This is a genomic window from Halobaculum sp. MBLA0147, assembly GCF_041361345.1.
GTDB lineage: Archaea > Halobacteriota > Halobacteria > Halobacteriales > Haloferacaceae > JAHENP01.
The window spans coordinates 2,982,713-3,004,410 of the sequence record NZ_JBGKAD010000001.1; the positions used below are offsets into that span (position 1 = coordinate 2,982,713).

Below are 21,698 nucleotides of genomic sequence, written 5' to 3' on the forward strand. Positions count from 1 at the left end.
GTGTGACTCGGGCGGTCTTCTCGGCCGATCGCGGCACTCGCTTCGAGAATCGACGAGGTAGTGTTGGTCGGCAGCGTCGTCGACGCGGATCACCGACATCTCGTCGGGACACGTCGACCCGAGCGTCGCGGGTGGCGTGGATCGACGGTGGCGGGAGACTGCCGTGTCGGGACGCGACGCGTCCCTACGTCTCGATGGGGATCCGTTCACCGCGCGCGGCGGCGCCGGTCTCGACGGGGAGCGTCACGTCGAGGACGCCGTTGTCGTAGCTTGCGGTGATGTCGTCGGCCTCCACCGCCTTCGGGAACCGGAAGCGTCGGTGGTAGGTCCGTCGCTCGTTCCGCTGATCGTCCTCTCGGTTCGCCGCGACGTTGAGGACACCCTCGTCCCACGTCACGTCGATCTCCGCGGGGTCGTACCCCGGGAGATCGAGCGAGAGGACGAACTCGCCGTCCTCCTCGTACAGCCTGTAGTCGTCACTCCCGGTCTCGAACAGGCGGTTCGGGAGGTCGAACGATTCCATCCACGAGCTGGTCGGTGTACTCGGAAGTGCCATGGTTCGTCACCCCGAGTGCATTCGATAGTAGTGTTGTGGTTCTATATAAATCTGTCGGAAATGGCGACCGCGATCGTCGCCACGCGTCACCGCACCCCTCCGTCGGACTGGTGTCACCTCCGCTCGCCGTCGGACGGCAACCCTTTTGCGCGGGCCACTCTCCCGGTCGGGTATGACGGACACCGTCTCGGAGCTGTTCGACCCCGACCGCTGGGAGCAGGTGCCGGGTGCCGACGAGTTCGACGACGTGACCTACCACCGCGCGGTCGAGACGGACGCGGTACGGATCGCGTTCGACCGCCCCGCAGTCCGCAACGCCTTCCGACCGGGGACGGTCGACGAGTTGTACGCCGCCCTGGAGGACGCCCGCAAACGCGCCGACGTTGGCTGTGTGTTGCTCACCGGCAACGGTCCGTCACCCGAGGACGGCGGCTGGGCGTTCTGTGCCGGCGGGGACCAGTCCGTCCGCGGCGAGTCGGGCTACGAGTACCGTGGCGACGACGAGGCCGACGAGAGCGACGACGAACTCGTCCGGGAGGCGAAGGCCGGTCGCCTCCACATCCTCGAGGTCCAGCGTCTGATCCGGTTCATGCCCAAGCCCGTCGTCGCGGTCGTGCCGGGCTGGGCGGTCGGCGGCGGCCACTCGCTGCACGTCGTCTGTGACCTGACGCTCGCCAGCGACGAGCACGCGAAGTTCCTCCAGACGGACCCCGACGTGGCGAGCTTCGACGGCGGCTTCGGTTCGGCGTACCTCGCGAAGCAGGTCGGCCAGAAGAAGGCCCGCGAGGTGTTCTTCCGCGGAAAGACCTACTCGGCCGCGGAGGCCGTCGAGATGGGGATGGCGAACGAGGCGATCCCACACGAGGAGTTGGAGGACGTGGCCTTGGAGTGGGCCGACGAGATGACCGCGAAGTCGCCGACCGCGATGCGGATGCTGAAGTACGCGTTCAACATGGCCGACGACGGGCTCGTCGGCCAGCAGGTGTTCGCCGGCGAGGCGACGCGGCTGGCGTACACGACGCCCGAGGCCCAGGAGGGTCGGGACGCCTTCTTGGAGGGTCGGGAGCCGGACTTCTCCGGGTACCCGTGGCACTACTGAGCGCGCCGACTACCGTCGGTACCCGCTCGGAGTGTCGACGACTTCCCACGTCGTTCTGTTCACCCGTCGTAAGAGCTCTCGCCGTTCGAGTACCGCTACCAGTCCCTTCGCAGTCTCCACGTCGGTTTCGAGCTCACGGACGACCCGTTGGACGGACAGTGTGTCGCCGCTCTCGAACACCTCGTAGAAGTCACTGATCAGTCTCGCCTCGTCTTCGCCACCGTCGAACGGCGGTGGGCGCTCCTCCTCACCGTCGGTGTCGTCACGGCGCGACATAAATCGGCAGAGTCAGCGGCGGTCTACACCGCCGTCGAACGGATCTGGCTTCTCCTCGCCGCTCTCCTCCTCGTCGTCGGCTACTTCGGTCGTCATGATCCACCCCGGTCTCGTCTCCCCGACGTATTGTATCTAGGGACTGGTCTAGTCACCGACACCAGACTTCGTGAACTGATCTTTCAGATACACCGCGACGACGAGCGGAACGAGGGTCGAGAGCGTGACGACGAGGAGGCGCCTGTTCACCCACACGCCACTCTCCCCACGGACAGCAGCGAGGACAGAGAGTCCGAAGTACTCCAGTTCGAGCACGACGGTGAGGAGACTCACGTTGAGTAGTGCCGTGTCGACTCTGTTCGCTCGCTTGTTCCGGTGCATCCACTTTCGGTGTGATCGGAGGACTCTGTCGAGAAACTCGGCGTCGTCGACACCGTCACCCGCGTAGTCGATGGCCTGCTCGATGTCTCCGCGACCGAGTCCGACGACGGTGGGTGTCCTGACGTAGGCGACCAACCCGGTGAACACCGACACCGCCGCAACACCGAGAGCAGCGTACGACGCGGCGTTCAGCAGCCCACTCGAGACGACGAGTTCGGGTTCCGTCGAGTTCGGACTGGGTCCCAGACTGAGACCGAGGACCGACAGGAAGAGTCCGACGAGTGCGAGGTTCAGTCTGATGTTCCGGATCGCACGCTCTCCGACGTTGTTCAGCAACTCTCGTTGGTTCTCCAGACGTGCCCGCGACTCCTCTCTGGCGGCGTCCAACTGGTCGCGTCGAGCCACGGCTTGTACTTGTGTAGGCCGTACTTGATAACTCTCTAGGAACTCGGAGCGAGACGAGACTACACAGACGGTCACGCAGGCCGTCGACACTGCGAACCACAGTCGCTTTCCGCCTCCCAGCCCCACTCACGAGCGATGAGTACCACGGAGAGTGGGGCCGAGGTCTCCCGGCGGCGCGCGTGGCTGATGGCGGCGCGCCCGCAGACGTTGCCGGCCGCCGCCGCGCCGGTGGTCGTCGGTGTCGGGTTGGCGCTGCGCGACGGCGTGTTCGCGCCACTGCCGGCGGTGGCGGCGCTGGTCGGCGCCGCGTTGATCCAGGTGGGGACGAACTTCGCCAACGACTACTACGACGCGGTGAAGGGCGCCGACACGGAGGATCGCGAGGGGTTCACCCGCGTGACGGCCGGCGGGTTGATCGAACCGGCGAGCGTGAAGCGGGCGATGTGGCTCACGTTCGCGGCGGCGATCCTCGGCGGCGTCTACCTCGTCTGGGTCGGCGGGCTCCCGATCCTCGTGATCGGCCTGCTGTCGGTCGCCTCTGGCGTCGCGTACACCGGTGGGCCGTACCCGCTGGGCTACCACGGGCTGGGTGACCTGTTCGTCTTCCTCTTCTTCGGCGTGATCGCGGTCACCGGGACCTACTACGTCCAGGCGGCCGCAGAGTTGGGGGTCGCGTTCGCCACGCTCGTCCCACGACCCGAACTGGTCCCCCTCGCGGCGCTGGTCGCGTCGCTCCCGGTGGCGGCGCTGTCGACGAACATCCTCGTGGTGAACAACGTCCGCGACCGCGAGGAGGACGCCACCACCGGCAAACGGACGCTCGCCGTCCGGTTCGGCTACGGCGTCGCACGCGGGGAGTTCGTCGGGCTGCTCGGGCTCGCGTACACGATCCCGATCGTCTTCGCCGTCGAGACTGGCGACCTGGCGACGCTGCTCCCGCTCGTCACTCTCCCGCTGGCGGCCTCCGTCGCTCGGACGGTGCTGACGGAGACCGCCGGCGAGGCGCTGAACCCCACGTTGGAGTCGACCGGGAGACTGCTGGCGGCGTTCGCCGCTCTGTTCGCCGTCGGGCTGGCGGTGTGAGACGATGACCGACGACTCTACTGGAGCGCCGGGCGACTCCCGTGGAGCGTCGGACGACGCTCCGCCGAGTGTGGACTCGACCGGTCGCGGGGCGCCGACCGACTGGCGACTGCGGCGGTTCGCACTCCCGCTGGCGTCGCCGCTGGGAACCGCACACGGCGAGATTCACGAACGGGCTGGCACGCTGGTCGGGCTCCTCGGCGCTTCCGGCGAGACGGTCGGCGTCGGCGAGGCGACACCACTCTCCGGGTGGACGGAGTCCGAGGCGGACTGTCGTGGGGCACTCGCCGAGGCGACTGCGACGGAGCCACGGCGTGGTGCAGTTCCCGACGCGCGGACGCCGGCGGCGCGGTTCGCGGTCGAGACGGCGCGACGCGACGCCGTCGCTCGTCGTCGTGGCGTCCCGATCGCGGCGACACTGGGTCGCGACGGGACGGGTCCGACCGTAGAAGACGCGCACGCGAGACGCGTGCCGGTGAACGCGACCGTGGGCGACGCCGATCCGGCGGCGACCGTCGCGGCGGTCGAGGACGCGCTCGCCGACGGCTACGAGACGGTGAAGCTGAAAGTCGGTGTGCGCGACGTGGAGACGGATTTGACTCGTGTCCGACGGGTCGTCTCGGCTGTCGCGGGGGACTCCGAGACTGGCAGTACGGCGTCGCCGTCGGCACCGGGGCCGACGCTGCGTGTCGACGCGAACGGGGCGTGGGACCGCACCACCGCGACGCGAGCACTCCGAGCACTCGACGGGCTCGTGGAGTACGTCGAACAGCCGGTTCCAGGGTCGGACCTCGCCGGTCTCGCCGCGCTCCGTGGCGTCGGGGCGCCGGTCGCGGCCGACGAGGCGCTGTCGACACACGACCCGTGGCGCGTGCTGGCGGCCGACGCGGCGGACGTGCTCGTCTGTAAGCCCGCCGCGATCGGTGGCCTCGCGCGGACGCTGGCGGTCGCCCGTGCCGCGGCGGCGCGCGGCGTCGACACGGTGGTCACGACGACGATCGACGGCGTCGTCGCCCGAACGGCGGCGGTCCACCTCGTGGCGGCGCTCCCCGCCGTCGGGGAGACGGCGCTCTCGACGGTCGACGAGACGACGCCCCCGGACGAGACGCTGGCCGTGTCCGGAGGCGACGACGAGACACGTCGTGCGCACGGGCTGGCGACGGCGTCACTGTTGGAACGGGATCTGGAGACGACGGACGGACGGGCGATTGCCGACCCGGTTGCGCCGGTCGACGGCGAGATCGCGGTCCCGGCGGCGCCGGGGCTGGCGGGGGATCGGTTCGACGAACTGGTCCGAGAGTGACGAGAGAGGGTCGAGCGACGGGTCAGTTGACGAGTTTGTACAGCCAGGCCACGGTGAGTGCCAGGGAGAGTGCGAGCGCGACGCCGCCGGTCGCGAGCGGTGGGAGCTTCGTGGTCGCCTCGGAGGCGAGCAGCACTGGTGTCATACCCTCGCGTTCTCGACGGGCTCGCAAAAACGCTTCTACTCCGGGTGTCGCCGCCGACTCGCCTCGGTGGTCTGCGACGCGTGGCCCTCTCACCGCCGATCACCGCGCGTCGGCACCGCCGGACTGGTCACCGTGCGTCGCTCGCGGGTGGCTCGTACACTTCGGCGAGCCCGTCCAGTGCCTCGTGGTGGTGGGTCGTGTGTGGGGCGGTCAGCGGCGAGACGGAGACGGCGCCGTCGACGATGGCGCGGCGGTCCGTCCCCGCCGGGTCCGGGATGTCACCGCTCTTCATCCGCTCCCAGACGCGGTCGTGGAGAGTGATCTGGTCGCCGTCGCGCTCGGCGGTCATGTCGTACAGTGTCGACGGGCGTGTGATCGTCATCTCGCCGCTCCCGGTGCCGGGCCACGGGGCGTTGACGTTGAGGTAGTCCGTCTGCTCGAACACGCCGGCGTCGACGGCGTGATCGACGAGGAACCGCGTCGCGTCCGCCGCGAGCGCGTAGTCGCCCGGGTCCGTCGCGTGATCGCGCCAGTCGCCCTCGTCCGGCTCCGGGACGTACTGCGACACGGCGATGGCGGGTACGTCGAAGAACGCCGCCTCGACGGCCGCAGAGACCGTCCCGGACCGCCCGAGTACGTACGCCCCCAAGTTCGCACCCTTGTTACAGCCGGACACCACGAGGTCCACGTCGGGACACAGCGACTCTAGGCCGACGACGGTACAGTCCGCGGGCGTACCGGCGATGGCGTACCCCAACTCGTGTTCGCGGACGGTCACGTCGTTCGACATCGAGCGCCCGACGGCCGAGCGGTCGTCGGCGGGCGCGACGGCGACCACCTCCGTCACCTCGTCGAGGCCGTCGAGTGCGTCGTACAGCGCCCGGAACCCCGGACTGTCGATCCCGTCGTCGTTCGTCAAGAGGAGTCGCACCGCGTCGGCCTCGTCCATACCCCCGCCTCGGGTGGCCCGGAGAAAAACGCGTCGTTGCCACCGATCGCAGCTATCGAGCCACCGGAGTGGACTGGGCCGCCGCCGTCAGGCGGTGTCCGCCTCGTACCCGGCGTCTTCGACGGCGACGATGGCGTCGAGCGCGTCCGCGTCGCCCTCGACCGTCGCGCGATCAGCCTCGTGGTCTGCGGTCGCCGACTCGACGCCGTCGACGCCCTCCAGCGCCTCGACGACCGACGCCTCGCAGTTGCCACAGCTCATCCCCGTCACGGAGAGTTCGAGTGTCATACCACTACGTTAGGCTGGCGACGACACGGGTGTTTCGGTCTCGGACGAATCGCCACTCGGTCACGTTCGAGTGGGTCGCGGTCCGTCGCGCCGGCCGCACTGCGTTGCACCCGGGACTTTCGGAACTGGGGGTCGACCCTGCTGTCGACTTCGGTTCCGTGTATCTCGTCGGGGCCGCGGGATAAGTGAACCAGCTGTATCGGACCCGGATACCCACCAGTACGGCGTCCGAGACGGGAACGGAGATCCCTCGTCCGCCGATACTACCCGAGGCAGCCGCACTGGTGATCGAATTTGGGAACCAAAGCTAAAGCCCGAACTGAGGGCCGCTCTCGTTACCACAAACCGAATGGGTGAGGGGCCCCTACGAGTAGATGAGGGTGATCGGAACGTGGTAGACATCCGGTTCGACGTCGGCGGGATGAGTTGCGCCAACTGCGCGGGCACCATCGAGGAGCGCCTGACCGCGCTGGACGGCGTCTCGGCGGCGTCGGCCAACTTCGCGACCGACGAGGCGACGGTGACGTACGACCCGGCGGTCGTCGACACCGCCGCCGTCGTCGAGGCCGTGCGAGCGGCCGGGTACGAGCCGATCACCACCGAGGTGACGGTCGGGATCACCGACATGACCTGCGCGAACTGCTCGCAGGCGGTCGAAGACGCCGTCTCTTCGTTGCCGGGTGTCGTCGCCGTCGACGCCAACTTCGCGACCGACGAGGCGCGCGTGGAGTACCTCGCGGGTGCGGTCGACCGCGCGGCCGTCGACGACGCGATCGCGGACGCCGGGTACACCCCGGTCCGCGAGGAGGCGGACGACGACGACGAGACGAGCGAGGCGGACCGACGCGAGGCCGCTCGGACGGCGGAGATCCGTCGCCAGCGTCGCCTCACCCTCGTCGGCGTCGCCGTCTCGACACCGTTGCTGGCCGTGATGGTCGCCCACCTGTCGGGGATCGGTGCGCCGGAGCGACTGCTGGGTGTCGAACTCGGCTGGTACCAGTTCCTCCTGGCTGGCGTCGCGCAGGTGGTGCTCGGTCGCGAGTTCTACGCGAACAGCTACGACGCGGTGGTGACGAACCGCACCGCGAACATGGACGTGTTGATCGCGCTGGGCTCTTCGACGGCGTTCGGCTACTCCGTCGTCGCCTTGGTCGGTGTGCTCCCCGACGCCGGACTGTACTTCGACACCGCCGCGATGATCCTCACGTTCATCACACTCGGTAACTACCTGGAGGCTCGCTCGAAAGGCCAGGCCAGCGAGGCGCTGCGCTCGCTGTTGGAGTTGGAGGCCGACACCGCGACTCGCCTCCGCGAGACCGACGACGGTGAGACGGTCGAAGAGGAGGTCCCGCTGGCCGAGGTGACGGTCGGCGACCGGCTGAAAGTGCGACCGGGCGAGCGCGTCCCGACGGACGGCGAGGTCGTCGAGGGTGAGTCGGCGGTCGACGAGTCGACGGTCACCGGGGAGTCCGTGCCAGTGTCGAAGACCCCCGGCGACGAGGTGATCGGCTCGACGGTGAACGAGCAGGGGGTGCTCGTGATCGAGGCGACGCGCGTCGGCGAGGACACCGCGATCCAGCGGATCGTCGAGCGCGTGAAGGCCGCCCAGGCGCGCCAGCCGGCGGTCCAGCGCGTCGCGGACCGCATCTCCGCGTACTTCGTGCCCGCCGTGATCCTCAACGCCCTGCTGTGGGGCGCCGTGTGGACGCTCGCGCCGGAGACACTCGCGGGGTTCGTCGCCGGGCTCCCCGCCTGGGGACTCGCCGCCGGCGGCCCGGCGACGGTAGGCGTGACGGAGTTCGCGGTGCTCGTGTTCGCCTCCGCGGTGTTGATCGCCTGTCCGTGTGCGCTCGGGCTGGCGACGCCGGCCGCGACGATGGTGGGGACGAGTATCGGCGCTCAGAACGGCCTCCTGTTCGACGGTGGGGACGTGTTGGAGCGGGTCCGCGACGTGGAGGCGGTGGTCTTCGACAAGACCGGGACACTCACCGAGGGGGAGATGGAGTTGACCGACGTACGACCGATCACACCGACCACGGACGGCGCGGTCCCCGAGTCCGACGAGAGTGAGGCCGGCGTCGGCCACGGAGACGCCACGGAACGGCTCCTCGCGGTCGCGGCGACGGCGGAGTCGGGGAGCGAACACCCGATCGGCGCGGCGATCGTCGACGGCGCCCGCGAGCGCGGGGTCGAGCCCGGCGAGTTGACCGCGCTTCAGAACGTGGCGGGCGAGGGGATCCGCGCACGGACCGAGCACGGCGACGTGGTCGTCGGGAAGCCGACGCTGCTCGCGGAGCGAGACGTGGACGTGGGGCCCGCTGAGTCGGCGATCGCGGAGCTGCGCGCGGAGGGGAAGACCGCCGTCGCGGTCGCGGTCGACGGGGAGCTGTTGGGTGTGCTCGCGGTCGCGGACGAGGTGCGCGAGAGCGCCCGCGAGGCGGTCGCGGCGCTGCGGGACCGCGGGATCGCGGTCCACGTGCTCACCGGGGACAACGAGCGGACCGCGGCGGCGGTCGCGGAACGGGTAGGTGTCGACCCGGCGAACGTCCGCGCAGACGTGTTGCCCGACGAGAAGGCGGACGCCGTCGAGGCGATCCAGGCAGACGACACCCGCGCCGCGATGGTGGGTGACGGCGTCAACGACGCGCCGGCGCTGGCGGCGGCGTACGTCGGCGTCGCGATCGGCTCGGGGACCGACGTGGCGATCGAGGCGGCGGACGTGACCCTGATGCGCTCGGACCCCTACGACGTAGTGCGCGCGATCAACGTCTCCGAGGGGACGCTGGCGAAGATCCGCCAGAACCTCTTCTGGGCGCTCGGCTACAACACCGCGATGATCCCGCTGGCCTCGCTGGGCTTGCTCCAGCCGGTGCTCGCCGCGGGTGCGATGGCGCTGTCGTCGGTGTCCGTGTTGTCGAACAGCCTCCTGTTCCGGCGGTACGACCCCGACGACCGCTACGCGCTGGCGGGGCTGTTCCGCCGCGGCGACTGATCGCCGTCGTCTCGGGTGTGTGGACGGGTGGTCGTGATCGCGACGACGGCCGCGCCGAACAGGTCGTCGATGGCGGTCTGTGCGTTCCCGAGCACGGAGAGCGTGAGGTACAACAGGAGCACTGCACCGACGAGCGTCATGAGCAACAGGAGAACCGTCGTCGGGTCCGAGGCGGCGCGGGACTGCACAGTGGGCGAAGGTGCCGCGACCGACAAATCTGTTCCGACCAGGACGACCGACGAGTCGCAGAACGCACACGGACGCTTCGGTTACCTACCACTCCAAGCCCAACCGCCGGAGCGCCACGATCACGAGGTAACCGACCAGTCCGAGTCCGAACAACAGCCCCGGGAGGACGAACGGCCCCAACACGCGGACCAGCGCGTCGACCGGCGGAATGCCCATACGCGCCTCCGAAGACCCGCCGCCGGTTAAGTCCGTGGAGTCTCGCCGCACCCGACACTGCTCTGGTAACGTTTCACACCCGAACGCGAAATACCCGCCGAGCGTCGGCCACACGTTGGACGGCGGAAACCGACGCGGGGGAAAGGTACAAACGGCCCGCAGATTTCAGGGTGGGTATGGTTCGCACAGACGACGGTGTGAGCAGACGGACGTACTTGCAACTGGTCGGCGCCTCCAGCGTCGCGGGGATCACCGCGACGGCGGGGTGCAGTGCCGGCGGCGGTGGCGGCGAGGAGATCACCCCCGCGACGGCGCCCGGGTTCCCGCCGTTCGAGATGAAGAACGACGCGGGCGAGTTGATCGGGTTCGACGTGGACCTGCTGTCCGCGGTGGTCGAGGAGACGGAGTTCACCCTCGGTGAGTGGGAGGAGTTCGAGTTCTCCTCGCTGATCCCGGCGCTGAAGAACGACCGCGCGGACGTGGTCGCGGCCGCGATGACGATCACCGACGACCGCGACGAGTCCGTCGACTTCTCGGAGTCGTACTACTCGGCGGACCAGGCGATCCTCGTCGCCGACTCCGGCGACTTCGCACCGTCGGAGCTGGCCGACCTCGCGGACGGGAAGGTCGGCGCACAGGAGGGAACGACCGGGGCGAGTGTCGTCACCGAGCAGTTGGTGGAGGGCGGCGACCTCGCGGAGGCGGACTTCAACACCTACGGGAGCTACGTGTTGGCCGTCGAGGACCTCGTCAACGGCAACGTCGACGCGGTCGTCGTCGACACGCCGGTGGCGAACACCTTCGCCGCGAACCGTCCGGTGAGCGTGACGTTCACCTACGAGACGGGCGAGAACTACGGCTTCGCGGTACAGGAGGGTGACTCCGACCTCCAGTCGGCGCTCGACGACGGACTGGCGACGGTCCGCGAGGACGGCACCTACGAGGAGTTGACCGCCGAGTACTTCACGGGGTGAGTCGGCGGTGCCCCTCGTCGACCCGGCGGCGGCGTCACAGCTCGGTGCCGTCGTGTCGCAGGTTCCGTCGCTCCCCCTGCAGGCGTCGCCGGACGACTGGGCGTTCGTCTGGGAGAACCGCGACTACCTGCTGTCGGGCGCGGGGTTGACGGTCGCGCTGACGGTCGTCAGCCTGCTCGTCGGCTTCCTCGCCGGGTTCCCGGCCGGGGTCGTCGAGGCGTACGGCGAGGGGGCGCTCCGTTCGCTCGTCGCGGGTGCCGGCGTCGCCCTGCGCGGGACACCCATCGTGGTGTTGCTGATCGTCGCGTTCTTCGTGTTGCCGACGCCGGACCTGCGACTGCTCGGCCTGGAGGTGTCCGGTGGGTTCGTCGCGGGCGTCCTCGGTCTAGGGCTCCGGAGCGCCGCCTACCAGGCGCAGATCTTCCGTGGCGCGCTCCGGAGCGTCGACGACGGCCAACTGGAGGCCGCCCGGGCCGTCGGGCTCGGTCGGATCGAGGCGATCCGTCGTGTCGCGGTGCCGCAGGCGCTGCGTCGCTCCGTCCCCGGGTTCCAGAACGAAGTGACGATCGTGTTGAAGGACACCAGCGTCGTCTTCGCGATCGGCCTCTCGGAGCTGTTGACGCGGAGCTACGACCTGTTCGTCAGGCAGACGACCGCGGTGTTGGAGGTGATCCTCTTCGCGAGTCTGATCTACTTCGTGTTGACGTTCTCGACGAACCGCGCGCTGGACTACGCCGAGTCGTACTTCGCCATCCCGGAGGGGAACGCGTGACCGACACAGACGGAGACCCGACGACCGACGGCGGCAGTACAGTCGAGGAACCAGTCACGGCGAGCGAGGCCGCGGGCGAGCACCTGCTCGAGATCGAAGACCTCCACAAACGGTACGGAGACGAGACGGTGTTGGAGGGGGTCGGACTGACCATGCAGCGGGGTGACGTGACGGTGCTCGTCGGCCCCAGCGGCTCCGGGAAGTCGACACTGTTGCGGTGTGTCAACCGCCTCACGGAGTTCGAACGCGGGACGATCACGCTCGACGGTGTCGACACGGACGCCATCGACGTGGACGACCTCCGGCGCGACGTGGGGATGGTGTTCCAGGACTTCAACCTCTTCGCACACCTGACGGCACTGGACAACGTCGCACTCGGCCCCCGGCGGGTGCTCGGTCTCTCCGAGACGGAGGCTCACGACCGGGCACGCGACCAGCTCGAACAGGTCGGACTCGGGGACCAGGTGGACTCGTACCCCGGCGAGCTGTCTGGCGGCCAGAAACAGCGGGTCGGGATCGCCCGTGCACTGGCGATGGACCCGAAACTCCTCCTGTTCGACGAGCCGACGAGTGCGCTCGACCCGGAGTTGATCGGGGACGTGCTCGACGTGATGGTCCAGTTGGCCGAGGAGGGGATGACGATGCTCGTCGTCACCCACGAGATGGACTTCGCGCGCTCCGTCGCCTCGGAACTGCTGTTCCTCGAGGACGGCGTCATCGTCGAGCGTGGGCCACCCGAGCGACTGTTCGAGAACCCCCGCGAACGGCGGACCGCAGAGTTCCTCGGGCGACTGACCGACCTGGGTGACGGCACCGACACCGCCGGAGGTGACGCTCCGTGAGTGGTGCAGAGCCCGGTGCCGATGCGGGTACCGGGGGTGGACCGGAGGCGGCCGCCGTCGACCGTGGGGCGACACTCGGCGACGTGGGTGCGGGGCGTGCCGGCGCGCTCGCGGCGTTGGGCGTGTTCTGGCTGTACCTCCTCGTCCGCTGGGTGAACGACTGGTTCGGCGGCGTGGTGGTCCCGAAGGGGACCGCGTTCGTCCCGCCGAGCACGCTGGACGGCGTCGCGGCCGGTGTCCCGGTGGCCGGCGGCGTCGTCGACGCGACCGCGTTCGCACTCGAACACCTGCCGGCGCTGGCGAGTGCGACGTGGCTCACCGTCGTGATGACGGTCGTCGGGATCGGGATCGGTTTCCTGTTCGCCGTCCCACTGGCGGTGGCCCGCGTCTACGGGCGTGTCAGTGCGTACGTCTCGCTGGCGATCACGGAACTGCTTCGAGGGACGCCGCTGCTCGCCCAACTGTTCATGTTGTACTACGGGCTGAACCTCTCTGCGTCCGTGCCGGGCGTCTTCGACAGTGTGCTCGCGAACCGGGCCGTCGCAGTCGCGACGCTGGGGTTCGTGATCAACAGCGCGGCCTACCAGGCGGAGTACGTCCGCGGTGCCATCGAGAGCGTCGACACCGGCCAACTCGCCGCCGGGCGGGCCGTCGGGCTCTCGAAACTCGAGGCGATCCGGTTCGTCGTCCTCCCACAGGGGTTGCGCTTCGCCATCCCCGGGTGGTCGAACGAACTCGTCTACCTCATCAAGTACTCCTCGCTGGCGGCGTTCGTCACCGTCCCGGAGCTGTTCGACACGGCCAACCAGATCGCCTCCGACAACTTCCGGTACACCGCCGTGTTCGCCTTGACGGCACTGCTGTACCTCGCGCTCGTGTTGTCCGCCTCCCGGCTCACCGGCTGGGCGGAGCGGACCACCGCGATCCCCGGCCTCGGCGCCACGAGCGGCGAACAGTGATCGACGGACGGAGTCGACGCCGCGACCGGGCCCGCGGCGGATCCCCGGACCACCCGGCCACGGCTTTTTGTACGAAGCCGCCCCAGTAACCACGTGCACGTCCGGGACCTCCCGCTCGGCGACGAGTACGTCGCACACTTCCGCGAGCAGGGGATCGAGGAGCTGTACCCGCCGCAGGCGGCCGCCGTCGACGCCGGGGTCTGTGACGGCGCGAACCTCGTCGCCGCGGTGCCGACCGCCTCCGGCAAGACGTTCGTCGCGGAACTCGCGCTGCTGTCGGCCGACGGCCCTGGGTTGTACGTCTGTCCGTTGCGAGCGCTGGCTCGCGAGAAGTACGAGGAGTTCGCAGAGTTGCCGGGCGTCTCGGCCGGGATCGCGACCGGCGACTACGACTCCGCGGCGGCGGAGTTGGCGGACCACGACGTGGTCGTCGCCACCTCCGAGAAAGTGGACTCGGCGATCCGCAACGGGGCGGCGTGGATCGCCGACCTCGCCTGCGTCGTCGTCGACGAGGTCCACCTCGTCGGGTCCGAGGGGCGTGGGCCGACGCTGGAGGTGACACTGGCGACGCTGCGGCGCCGCACCGCCGACCCACAGGTGGTCGCACTCTCGGCGACCGTCGCGAACCCGGCGGCCGTCGCCGGCTGGCTCGACGCCGAACTCGTCGAGTCCGACTGGCGCCCGATCGACCTCCGGACGGGGGTGTACGCCGACGGCGCCGTCGCGTTCGACGACGGGACGGAGCGGTCGGTGCCGGTCGGCGGACCGGGCGAGCGTGGGGGCGACGCCACTGGACCCGAGCCTGGAGGCGGCGCCCGGACCGGCGGCGACCCGGACCGCCCGGCGGACGACACGGAGGCGACGGCGGCGCTGGTCGGGGCGGCCGTCGGCGAGGGTGGGCAGGCGATCGCGTTCGTCCGGTCGCGCCGCGAGGCGGAGGAGTTGGCCCAGCGACTCTCGGAGGAACGGTACGCGAACGAGGCCGGGATCGGGATGGAGGCCGCGGCGGTCGCGGAGGAACTCAGACAGGCCGGTACGACCGAACAGGGGGAACGGCTCGCGGAGTGTGCCGCGTGGGGCGTCGCCTTCCACCACGCGGGCGTCCGCTCGGACCACCGCTCCGTGATCGAACGGGCGTTCCGCGACCGAGAGTTGGCGGTGTTGTGTGCGACGCCGACGCTGGCCGCCGGCGTGAACGTCCCCGCACGGCAGGTCGTCGTCCGCGACCAGCGCCGCTACACCGGCTCCGGGATGGAGTGGCTCCCGACGCTGGAGGTCCACCAGATGGCCGGGCGTGCCGGGCGGCCGGGACTGGACCCGTACGGCGAGGCGGTGCTCGTCGGCGACCCCGACACGGAGACGGAGCTGTGGGAGCGGTACGTCGACGCCGGACCGGAGGCCGTCGAGAGTCAACTCCGGGACCGCGCCGCCCTCCGGACACACGCGCTGGCGGTCGTCGCCGCAGGGTTCGCCGACTCGCAGGCGGAGATCCTCGACCTCCTCGGAGAGACGTTCTACGCCCACCGGACGCCGAACCCGGATCTCGGGGGTGTCGTCGGGGACGTGATCGCCGAGTTGATCGAGTTGGACATGCTCGCGCCCGCACCGGAGAGCGGTGCCGAGCTGACGGCGACGGCGTTGGGCGAGCAGGTGTCGCGACAGTACGTCACCCCCCAGACCGGCGCGCGGATGGTGGATGGGCTCCGGACGGTGGCGGGGATGGCCGACGAGGACGTGGGCCCGCTGACGGTGTTGGAGATCCTCTGTGACACGCCGGACATGGACGACACGTACCTCGGGAACGACGAGCGGGCGACGCTGTACCAGTTCGCGCGACGGCACGCGGCGTCGTTCACGACGGACATGACGGAGACGGACGACTTCGAGGCGTGGCTGGAGTCGGTGAAGACCGCTCGCGTCCTGCTGGCGTGGATCGAGGGGGCCGACGCCGAGGAGATCGTCGCCGAGTACCGCATCGGGCCGGGCGACTTGGAGTCGCGGATCGAACGCGCGACGTGGCTCGTCGGCGCGCTCGACGCCCTCGCGGACGTGGTCGGCGTGTCCACGCCCGCCATCGCCGAGGTACGCGGGCGGCTGTGATCGGGACTCGGATCGCTCGTCCGGCGGTCCGAGTGTCGGGCCCGAGCCGTACGTGGATGGATCGGAGTGTCGCTCCCGAGACGTTGAAGTTCGCCGCCGACGGAGAGCAGGTGTGCTCACGGAGTGGGTCGCCGCCCTCCCGTCGTGGTTGGTCGTCGGGCTGGTCTTGGGTGGCGTGGCGTCTGCAGGTGTCGCGTTGCTGTTCGCTGCCGGCCAGCGGTACCTCCCGGGCTCGGCGCGCGCGGACCGCTCGAGAGGAGAGCGAGTCGACGGGACGGCGCGCCGCCGTGCGGAGATCCGCCAGTACCTCGGCCGGATCGACGAGCGGTACGCGGAACGCGTCGAGCTCGGCGGCCGCCGCGTCGCCTTCCACCTTCCGGAGCGGGACGTGGCGATCACGTTCGACCCGCAGACGTACTTCGGGCTGGCGAACGCCGACGGCGCCAGCGGCAACGTGGAGTTCGACGCCGACCCGAGCGGCGACGGCCTGTACGTGATCCTGATCGAACAGGAGATGCCCGGCCACCACCTCGGGCGGCGGCTCCCGTTCGAGGTGGCGGACGTCCACCTCGGCCCCGAGGACGCCCCGGACCCGGTCGCGGAGGCGTTCGACACGTTGGGGCTGGAGCCGACCGCCGACGCCGACAGCGTGGAGGCCGCCTACCGCGACCGCGTCGTCGACGTCCACCCGGACCAGGGTGGCGACCGCGAGACGTTCTCCGAGGTGCAGGAGGCGTACGCGACCGCACTGAACCACGTCGACGGCGCCGACTGAGGCGACTGGGGGACGACACACTCCGACGGCCGTATCCAGATCGCTGCCGACGACCCGTCGCGACACCCGTGTCGTCGGCCGCTGGCGACACTCGACACACTTTACTTCGACTGAGGTGACCGAACGGACGTGACCCGGAGGGACGGACTCCGACCGCGGCCGGTGTTGCTCGCCGGGACGCTCGTCGCGGCGACCGCGACGCTCGGGAGTCTCTACCTGAGCGAGGTGCTCGGGCTCGTGCCGTGCGAACTGTGTTGGGTCCAGCGAATCCTGATGTACCCGCTCGTGGTCGTGGTAGGCGTCGCGGCCGTCGAGCGGCGACCCGCGGTGGCCCGGACGCTGCTCCCGTTGTCGACGCTCGGGGCCGTCGTCGCCGGCTACCACTCGTACCTCCAGGCGACGGCGACCGCCGACACCTGTGGTGCCGTGAGTTGTGCGGCGGTCCAGTACCGCCTCCTCGGGCTGTCGGTGCCGAACCTCTCGTTGGTCGCGTTCCTGCTGCTCACGCTCGTGGGTGTCGTCTGTCTGCGCTCGGTGACGGGTGCGACGCGCGTCGCGTGAGAACCGCCGCGGTCAGTACACGAGGTACAGCAGCGCGTAGACGACGTTGCCGAGGACGAAGGAGACGAGCCACAGCGACGCCGCCACGCGGCCGACCCGTCGGTGCCGCGACTCGTAGATCTCCGCGACCGGCCGCGTCACCCCGAGCAGGACCACGTAGTACAACAGCGGGATACAGACGATCGCCAGCAGGATGTGGACGGCGAGTACCGGGAGGTAGACGAACTGGTACACCGTCTCCGGCCCGGGGAACGTCGCCGGTCCCTGTAGCGTCACCTTGTAGAGGTACAACACGAGGAAGACGACGAACAGGGCCAGCGAGGTGAGCATCAGCGCCCGGTGGCGTGCGACGTTGTCGCGGCGGATCTCCCGCACGCCGGCGGCGATGGTCACGACCGCCGCCGCGGAGACGACGGCGTTGACGTGTGGGATGGCCGCCAGCGTCGCGGCGGAGGCCTGCGGGAGGAGACTGGTCGGGAACACCTGCCCGACGGCACCGAACACGAGTGCCAGCGACACGACACTCAACAGCGCCGTCACGCCGGGGACGTGATCGCGGACCCGAGAGAGCATGACTCTGGGTAGGCCCGGATCGGTCTTGTGTCCTCGGATTCTCGACACGCGAGAACACCGCCGCTCAGGACTCGGGTGTCGGGTCCCACCGCTCGGCGCGGCGGGCGGTGTCGTCGTCGAGTCGCTCCGGGAGCGTCGCGAACCACGCCGCGCCGTGACTCTCGCCGGGCTGTGGCGCGAGGCGGCCACCGTCGTAGCGCCCGTCGAAGTAGACGTGTAGCGAGTGCGTCCGGTCGTCACACGACGGATCGTCGGAGGTCCAGACGCGGTGGAGGAGGAGCCACGGCGCGTCGAGTGTACACTCCAAGCCGACCTCCTCGCGGACCTCGCGGTGCGCCGCCGTCTCGTGGTCCTCGCCGGGTTCGAGCCCGCCACCCGGGAGGCCCCACGTCTCCGCCTCGTTCGCGCGAGGGAGCTGGAGACAGACCCGACGGCGGCGGACGCGCTCGCCCGGCGTCGAGTCGGACAGCGGCGGGGCGTCGCTCGGCTCGCGGACGAGCCAGACGTACGCGCTGCCGCGGTAGGGGTCGCTGTCCGGGTCCAGGTACTGCTGGAACCGCTCGTCGGGGACGGTCACGGTCGTCTGCTCGACCGCGGTGTCGGAGTAGTCGTCGCGGTACGAGGCGAGTCTGTCGCGGACCCAGTCGCGTTCGCGTTCGACCACGACTCCCTCCGTCGTCGGTTCGTGGATTGAACCTTTCGAACACGGGTCTCCACCCGCTCGGGTGGTCGCTCCGTCTCGCGCGCAGAGACACCGAGTGAGGTACTTCTCGGGGGCACTCGTAGCGGTCGGTGTGCCACACTGTCCAGACTGCGACGTCGAGATGACCGAGGTGGAGCACACGGCGACACCGGCCCGCTCGGAGGGTATCTTGATCGGAACCGGGGGCGGGCTGAAAGCAACGCTCGGGCTCTCCGGGGCGGAGTTGACCGCGTACGCGTGTGCCGAGTGTGGGCTGGTGCGGTTCTACGCCGAGTGAGACCCCGCGTCGGTCGGACTCACGAGCCGGCGCGACGGACTCGCCGGGAGTCACGCGAGCGGTGCGTGGCGCGACCGTCGGGAGCGCCACGACTGCGAGCGGCGGAGCCGCGAGCAGTGAGCGAGTGTGACTACGGCGAGTCCAGTGACTGACGGAGCGAAGCGACGGAAGGAACTGGACTCGCCGGGATTTGAACCAGAGCCAGACGGTCGCCTCGCGGTGCTCGGCGCTGCGACTGGCAGGGGTTCAAATCCGGGCTCGTCAATCTCGCTCCCTCGTAGAACTCGGTCGCGTCGATGGACTCGCCGGGATTTGAACCCGGGGCCTTCCCCGTGCCAGGGGGATGATCTACCACTGATCTACGAGCCCTCGCGTTACCACCTACCGCGGATTCGGACAAAAGCCCTTCGAAACGACCGCCGTCGGGGAACCGTCGACACACCCGACCCGTCGATGGACGGGACCAGTCCGCCCACTCGACTCGTCCGACACGATCCGCCACCGCGACGGCCACAGCGGCGAACGGCTCAAGCCCGTCGACACCCTCCAGACGACTCGTGTCACTACTCGACGAGACCGAGCGGCAGAAGCTCGACGACCGCCCCGACGAGCGCTTCTACGACCAGCCGCGGTTGGTCACACACGCCGACGACGGATTCCACGACAGCCTGACGGCCGTGTACGACGAGTATCTCGACCCAGGCGACGACGTGTTCGACGCGATGGGGAGTTGGGTGAGCCACCTCCCGGACACTGACCTCGGACGTGTCGTCGGCCACGGCCTCAACGCCGCGGAACTCCGCGAGAACGACCGCTACACCGAGTGGTTCGTGCAGGACTTCAACGACGACCGGCGAGTCCCGCTGTCGGACGCGAGTGTCGACGCCGTGACGTGTGCACTCTCCGTGCAGTACCTCCAGTACCCTGGGACGGTGTTCGACGAGTTCGCGCGCGTCCTCCGCCCTGACGGCGTCCTCGTCGTGAGCTTCACGAACCGCATGTTCCCGACGAAGGCTGTCCGCGCGTGGCGCACGCGGTCGACACCCGAACGCCTCGCGCTCGTCGAACGGTACGTCGACCACGCGGATCTCACCGTCGAGCGGACGGTCCACGAGACCCCCGAGACGGACCCGCTGTGTGTCGTTGTCGGGCGGAAGTCCAGGCGTTCGTGACCGGTACCGCCCTGCTCCGCCGCTCGTTCCTGTTTCGACTCCCGGCCACACCCCACACCGCCACGGATCGAAAGCTGTTACAAGCCGGAGCGTGCAGAGACGGACGGGAACAGCACGGCCGCAAATCTGACTCGCCCCGCGTTCGCGGGGCTCGGGATTGCGGAGGTGTGTCCGCCCGACGCCGCGCGCCAGCACGCGTGTCCACCCGTGACACTGGCTGCCGTCGCGACCGTCGGGTGACGGACTCGCTCTCGCGGTCGCTGTGTTCCAACCAGACACATGGCACGAATGCACACACGCCGTCGTGGGTCGTCCGGCTCGGACAACCCCGCGGCAGACGAACCCCCGGAGTGGAGCGACGTCGACGAAGACGAGATCGAACAGCGCGTCGTGGAGCTAGCCGAGCAGGGGCACGACCCCAGTCAGATCGGTCTGAAGCTGCGCGACGAGGGCGTGAAGGGCACCCCGATCCCGGACGTGCGGCTCGCGACCGGGAAGAAGGTGACCGAGATCCTCGAGGAGCACGACGCGAGCAGTGACCTGCCGGAGGATCTGCGGAACCTGATGGAGCGCGCGGTGCGACTCCGCGAGCACATGGACGAGAACCCGCAGGACGTCCAGAACAAGCGCGCACTCCAGAATACGGAGTCGAAGATCCGCCGGCTCGTCGACTACTACCGCGGCGACGAACTCGACGAGGCGTTCACCTACAGCTACGACGTGGCCGTCGACCTCCTCGAGGACTGACACCCGATGTCGAGTGCGCCCGCACCGGACGCCGAGCCAGGCCCCGACCCCGTAGCGACGGCGCTAGCCGACGCGGACCTGCTCCGTGTGGCCGCCCGCCCGACGGGCGACGCCGTCGCCGCCGCGGGGTTGCTGGCTCGCGCCGCGCGGGCGACCGACACGCCGTTCCACGTCCGCACGACGTGGGCCACGACGGTCCCGGCGGGTGACGGACGAGCCGTCTCCGTCGGGTGGGACGCCCCAGACGCGGTCGGCCTGTCGACCGCCGGTGGCCGGCCGTTGTCGGTGGCCGCGGCGGCGGCGGTCCGCTCCGCGGGACTGGACCCCGATCCGGTGCTCGCACTCGCCGGCACGGTCGCCGCGGGAGCCGATCCGGGTGTCGTCGGCGCGCGTCAGACGGACGCGAGCGGAACGGCAGACGACGCGGCGGCGTCCGGCACCGGCACGCTCGTCGAGGCGGCGACCCGACACGACGCGGTCGAACGCCGGCCGGGTGTCGCCGCGCCGACGCCGGACCCCGTCGACGGGTTGGTTCACTCGACGCTCGCGTGGACGCCGGTCGCCGGTGACCGCGACGCGGCGGCGGCACTCGTCCGCGAGGCGGGTGGTGCCGTGTCGGACGGCGGTGTCGACGCCGACGAGGTCGACCCGGAGGTCCGGCGGACGGTAGCCTCCGTAGTGGCCTTGGACGCGACCGCGGACGCGCCGTCGCGGGCGGTCGCGGCGGTCGAGCGGGCACTCCGCCCGTACGTCACGCCCGCGGGACCGTTCGAGACCGTCGGCGGCTTCGGCGACGTGTTGGCGGCGACCGCCCGGACGGACCCGGGCCGCGCGGTCGCACTCGCCGTCGGCGCCGACGGCGTCGCGGAGTCGGCGCTCGCTCGGTGGCGTGCACACGGACGGACCGTCCACGCGTTGTCGTCGTCGCCGCGGACGGCGCGGTACGACGGCGTCTCGGTGGTCCGGGTCGACCCGGACGCGGCGCCCGACGACGGCGTCGCGGTGCGGGCCGCGCTGCCGGCCGTCGCTCGGCTGGCGAGTGCGTTCCACGCCCCGGAGCCGACCACGTTGGTCGTCGGCGGCTCCTCGGCCGTCGTCGTGACGACGGCGTCGGCACGGACCGCACGCGACCTGCTCGCGACCGCGGTCGCGGCGGCGACGGACGCGACCGACGCCGGCGACACCTCGGGCGCAGACCCGCGGGTCGTCGGCGGGGCGCGACTCGCCGAACTCCGTCCGGCGGTCGCGGACGAGGCGGAGACGGCGGCCCGAACCACGGAGGCGTCGGCGACGGACGAGGCAGCGACTGACGACCGACTCGCGATCGACACGACGGCGCTGATCGATGCCGTCAGGGAGGCAGC

General features: G+C 70.1%; 25 protein-coding genes and 1 tRNA gene. 15 read left to right on the top strand and 11 right to left on the bottom strand.

From position 1 onward, the window contains the following. Positions 1 to 184 precede the first annotated feature (184 nt). Positions 185 to 556 (bottom strand): Hsp20/alpha crystallin family protein, encoded by a 372-nt coding sequence (locus RYH80_RS14425; protein WP_370904589.1) that lies wholly within the window; start codon positions 554 to 556, stop codon positions 185 to 187. Between the two features lie 172 nt (positions 557 to 728). On the opposite strand from RYH80_RS14425, the gene RYH80_RS14430 reads away from it, so the two are divergent. Beyond that, a complete protein-coding gene (locus RYH80_RS14430; RefSeq protein WP_370904590.1) occupies positions 729 to 1,655 on the top strand; it encodes a 1,4-dihydroxy-2-naphthoyl-CoA synthase in 927 nt (308 codons plus the stop codon). A 9-nt stretch (positions 1,656 to 1,664) separates the two neighbouring features. Here RYH80_RS14430 and RYH80_RS14435 read toward each other — a convergent pair whose 3' ends face one another. Further along, a complete protein-coding gene (locus tag RYH80_RS14435; RefSeq protein ID WP_370904591.1) occupies positions 1,665 to 1,931 on the bottom strand; it encodes a hypothetical protein in 267 nt (88 codons plus the stop codon). 144 nt (positions 1,932 to 2,075) lie between these two features. After that, positions 2,076 to 2,714: a hypothetical protein gene (locus tag RYH80_RS14440; protein ID WP_370904592.1), complete on the bottom strand. Its 639-nt coding sequence runs from the start codon at positions 2,712 to 2,714 to the stop codon at positions 2,076 to 2,078. A 135-nt stretch (positions 2,715 to 2,849) separates the two neighbouring features. On the opposite strand from RYH80_RS14440, the gene RYH80_RS14445 reads away from it, so the two are divergent. Then, the gene (locus RYH80_RS14445) at positions 2,850 to 3,797 is read left to right on the top strand and encodes a 1,4-dihydroxy-2-naphthoate polyprenyltransferase (protein WP_370904593.1); all 948 of its coding nucleotides are present in this window, start codon (positions 2,850 to 2,852) and stop codon (positions 3,795 to 3,797) included. A gap of 4 nt (positions 3,798 to 3,801) precedes the next feature. Further along, positions 3,802 to 5,100, top strand: coding sequence for a mandelate racemase/muconate lactonizing enzyme family protein (locus RYH80_RS14450; RefSeq protein WP_370904594.1), 1,299 nt, complete (start codon positions 3,802 to 3,804; stop codon positions 5,098 to 5,100). 22 nt (positions 5,101 to 5,122) lie between these two features. Here RYH80_RS14450 and RYH80_RS14455 read toward each other — a convergent pair whose 3' ends face one another. The 3 genes from RYH80_RS14455 to RYH80_RS14465 all read right to left on the bottom strand — a co-directional run bounded on the left by RYH80_RS14455 (position 5,123) and on the right by RYH80_RS14465 (position 6,482). Continuing rightward, entirely contained in the window at positions 5,123 to 5,245 is a 123-nt protein-coding gene (locus RYH80_RS14455) for a hypothetical protein (RefSeq protein WP_370904595.1), read from the bottom strand. A gap of 127 nt (positions 5,246 to 5,372) precedes the next feature. Beyond that, positions 5,373 to 6,194 (bottom strand): 5'/3'-nucleotidase SurE, encoded by an 822-nt coding sequence (surE, locus tag RYH80_RS14460; RefSeq protein ID WP_370904596.1) that lies wholly within the window; start codon positions 6,192 to 6,194, stop codon positions 5,373 to 5,375. Positions 6,195 to 6,281: 87 nt separating this feature from the next. Beyond that, positions 6,282 to 6,482 (bottom strand): heavy-metal-associated domain-containing protein, encoded by a 201-nt coding sequence (locus tag RYH80_RS14465; RefSeq protein ID WP_370904597.1) that lies wholly within the window; start codon positions 6,480 to 6,482, stop codon positions 6,282 to 6,284. Between the two features lie 391 nt (positions 6,483 to 6,873). Here RYH80_RS14465 and RYH80_RS14470 point away from each other — a divergent pair, with 391 nt between their 5' ends. Continuing rightward, positions 6,874 to 9,474 carry a heavy metal translocating P-type ATPase gene (locus tag RYH80_RS14470; RefSeq protein WP_370904598.1) on the top strand — a complete coding sequence of 867 codons (2,601 nt, stop codon included), beginning with the start codon at positions 6,874 to 6,876 and terminating at the stop codon, positions 9,472 to 9,474. On the opposite strand, the gene RYH80_RS14475 is transcribed toward RYH80_RS14470, so the two are convergent. Beyond that, positions 9,438 to 9,662, bottom strand: coding sequence for a hypothetical protein (locus tag RYH80_RS14475; RefSeq protein ID WP_370904599.1), 225 nt, complete (start codon positions 9,660 to 9,662; stop codon positions 9,438 to 9,440). The genes RYH80_RS14470 and RYH80_RS14475 overlap by 37 nt on opposite strands. Before the next feature lie 85 nt (positions 9,663 to 9,747). Then, the gene (locus RYH80_RS14480; RefSeq protein ID WP_370904600.1) at positions 9,748 to 9,879 is read right to left on the bottom strand and encodes a hypothetical protein; all 132 of its coding nucleotides are present in this window, start codon (positions 9,877 to 9,879) and stop codon (positions 9,748 to 9,750) included. A gap of 176 nt (positions 9,880 to 10,055) precedes the next feature. On the opposite strand from RYH80_RS14480, the gene RYH80_RS14485 reads away from it, so the two are divergent. The 7 genes from RYH80_RS14485 (at position 10,056) to RYH80_RS14515 (ending at position 16,862) form a co-directional block, all read left to right on the top strand. Continuing rightward, positions 10,056 to 10,853 carry a transporter substrate-binding domain-containing protein gene (locus RYH80_RS14485; protein ID WP_370904601.1) on the top strand — a complete coding sequence of 266 codons (798 nt, stop codon included), beginning with the start codon at positions 10,056 to 10,058 and terminating at the stop codon, positions 10,851 to 10,853. A 7-nt stretch (positions 10,854 to 10,860) separates the two neighbouring features. Continuing rightward, a complete protein-coding gene (locus tag RYH80_RS14490) occupies positions 10,861 to 11,625 on the top strand; it encodes an amino acid ABC transporter permease (RefSeq protein ID WP_370904602.1) in 765 nt (254 codons plus the stop codon). An 83-nt stretch (positions 11,626 to 11,708) separates the two neighbouring features. Continuing rightward, on the top strand, positions 11,709 to 12,467 hold the full coding sequence (locus RYH80_RS14495; protein ID WP_370904740.1) for an amino acid ABC transporter ATP-binding protein: 759 nt from the start codon (positions 11,709 to 11,711) through the stop codon (positions 12,465 to 12,467). Positions 12,468 to 12,550: 83 nt separating this feature from the next. Then, positions 12,551 to 13,426: an amino acid ABC transporter permease gene (locus RYH80_RS14500; RefSeq protein WP_370904741.1), complete on the top strand. Its 876-nt coding sequence runs from the start codon at positions 12,551 to 12,553 to the stop codon at positions 13,424 to 13,426. Positions 13,427 to 13,519: 93 nt separating this feature from the next. Next, positions 13,520 to 15,526 carry a DEAD/DEAH box helicase gene (locus RYH80_RS14505; protein ID WP_370904603.1) on the top strand — a complete coding sequence of 669 codons (2,007 nt, stop codon included), beginning with the start codon at positions 13,520 to 13,522 and terminating at the stop codon, positions 15,524 to 15,526. Between the two features lie 112 nt (positions 15,527 to 15,638). Beyond that, on the top strand, positions 15,639 to 16,301 hold the full coding sequence (locus tag RYH80_RS14510) for a J domain-containing protein (protein ID WP_370904604.1): 663 nt from the start codon (positions 15,639 to 15,641) through the stop codon (positions 16,299 to 16,301). A gap of 129 nt (positions 16,302 to 16,430) precedes the next feature. Continuing rightward, positions 16,431 to 16,862, top strand: a complete 432-nt coding sequence (locus tag RYH80_RS14515) for a disulfide bond formation protein B (RefSeq protein WP_370904605.1) — start codon at positions 16,431 to 16,433, stop codon at positions 16,860 to 16,862. 12 nt (positions 16,863 to 16,874) lie between these two features. Here the strand turns inward: RYH80_RS14515 and RYH80_RS14520 are convergent, their stop codons facing one another. Both RYH80_RS14520 and RYH80_RS14525 read right to left on the bottom strand, forming a co-directional pair. Further along, positions 16,875 to 17,435 carry a DUF420 domain-containing protein gene (locus RYH80_RS14520; RefSeq protein WP_370904606.1) on the bottom strand — a complete coding sequence of 187 codons (561 nt, stop codon included), beginning with the start codon at positions 17,433 to 17,435 and terminating at the stop codon, positions 16,875 to 16,877. A gap of 64 nt (positions 17,436 to 17,499) precedes the next feature. Continuing rightward, on the bottom strand, positions 17,500 to 18,099 hold the full coding sequence (locus tag RYH80_RS14525) for an NUDIX hydrolase (protein WP_370904607.1): 600 nt from the start codon (positions 18,097 to 18,099) through the stop codon (positions 17,500 to 17,502). Positions 18,100 to 18,229: 130 nt separating this feature from the next. Here RYH80_RS14525 and RYH80_RS14530 point away from each other — a divergent pair, with 130 nt between their 5' ends. Continuing rightward, complete coding sequence (locus RYH80_RS14530; RefSeq protein ID WP_370904608.1) at positions 18,230 to 18,415, top strand: hypothetical protein; 186 nt, start codon at positions 18,230 to 18,232, stop codon at positions 18,413 to 18,415. Positions 18,416 to 18,712: 297 nt separating this feature from the next. Here the strand turns inward: RYH80_RS14530 and RYH80_RS14535 are convergent. Beyond that, positions 18,713 to 18,784, bottom strand: a tRNA-Ala gene (locus RYH80_RS14535). Positions 18,785 to 18,972: 188 nt separating this feature from the next. Here RYH80_RS14535 and RYH80_RS14540 point away from each other — a divergent pair. The 3 genes from RYH80_RS14540 to RYH80_RS14550 all read left to right on the top strand — a co-directional run. Next, a complete protein-coding gene (locus RYH80_RS14540) occupies positions 18,973 to 19,587 on the top strand; it encodes a class I SAM-dependent methyltransferase (RefSeq protein ID WP_370904609.1) in 615 nt (204 codons plus the stop codon). A gap of 279 nt (positions 19,588 to 19,866) precedes the next feature. After that, a complete protein-coding gene (locus RYH80_RS14545; protein WP_370904610.1) occupies positions 19,867 to 20,334 on the top strand; it encodes a 30S ribosomal protein S15 in 468 nt (155 codons plus the stop codon). Between the two features lie 6 nt (positions 20,335 to 20,340). After that, on the top strand, positions 20,341 to 21,698 hold a 1,358-nt coding region (locus tag RYH80_RS14550; protein ID WP_370904611.1), incomplete at its 3' end, for a hypothetical protein.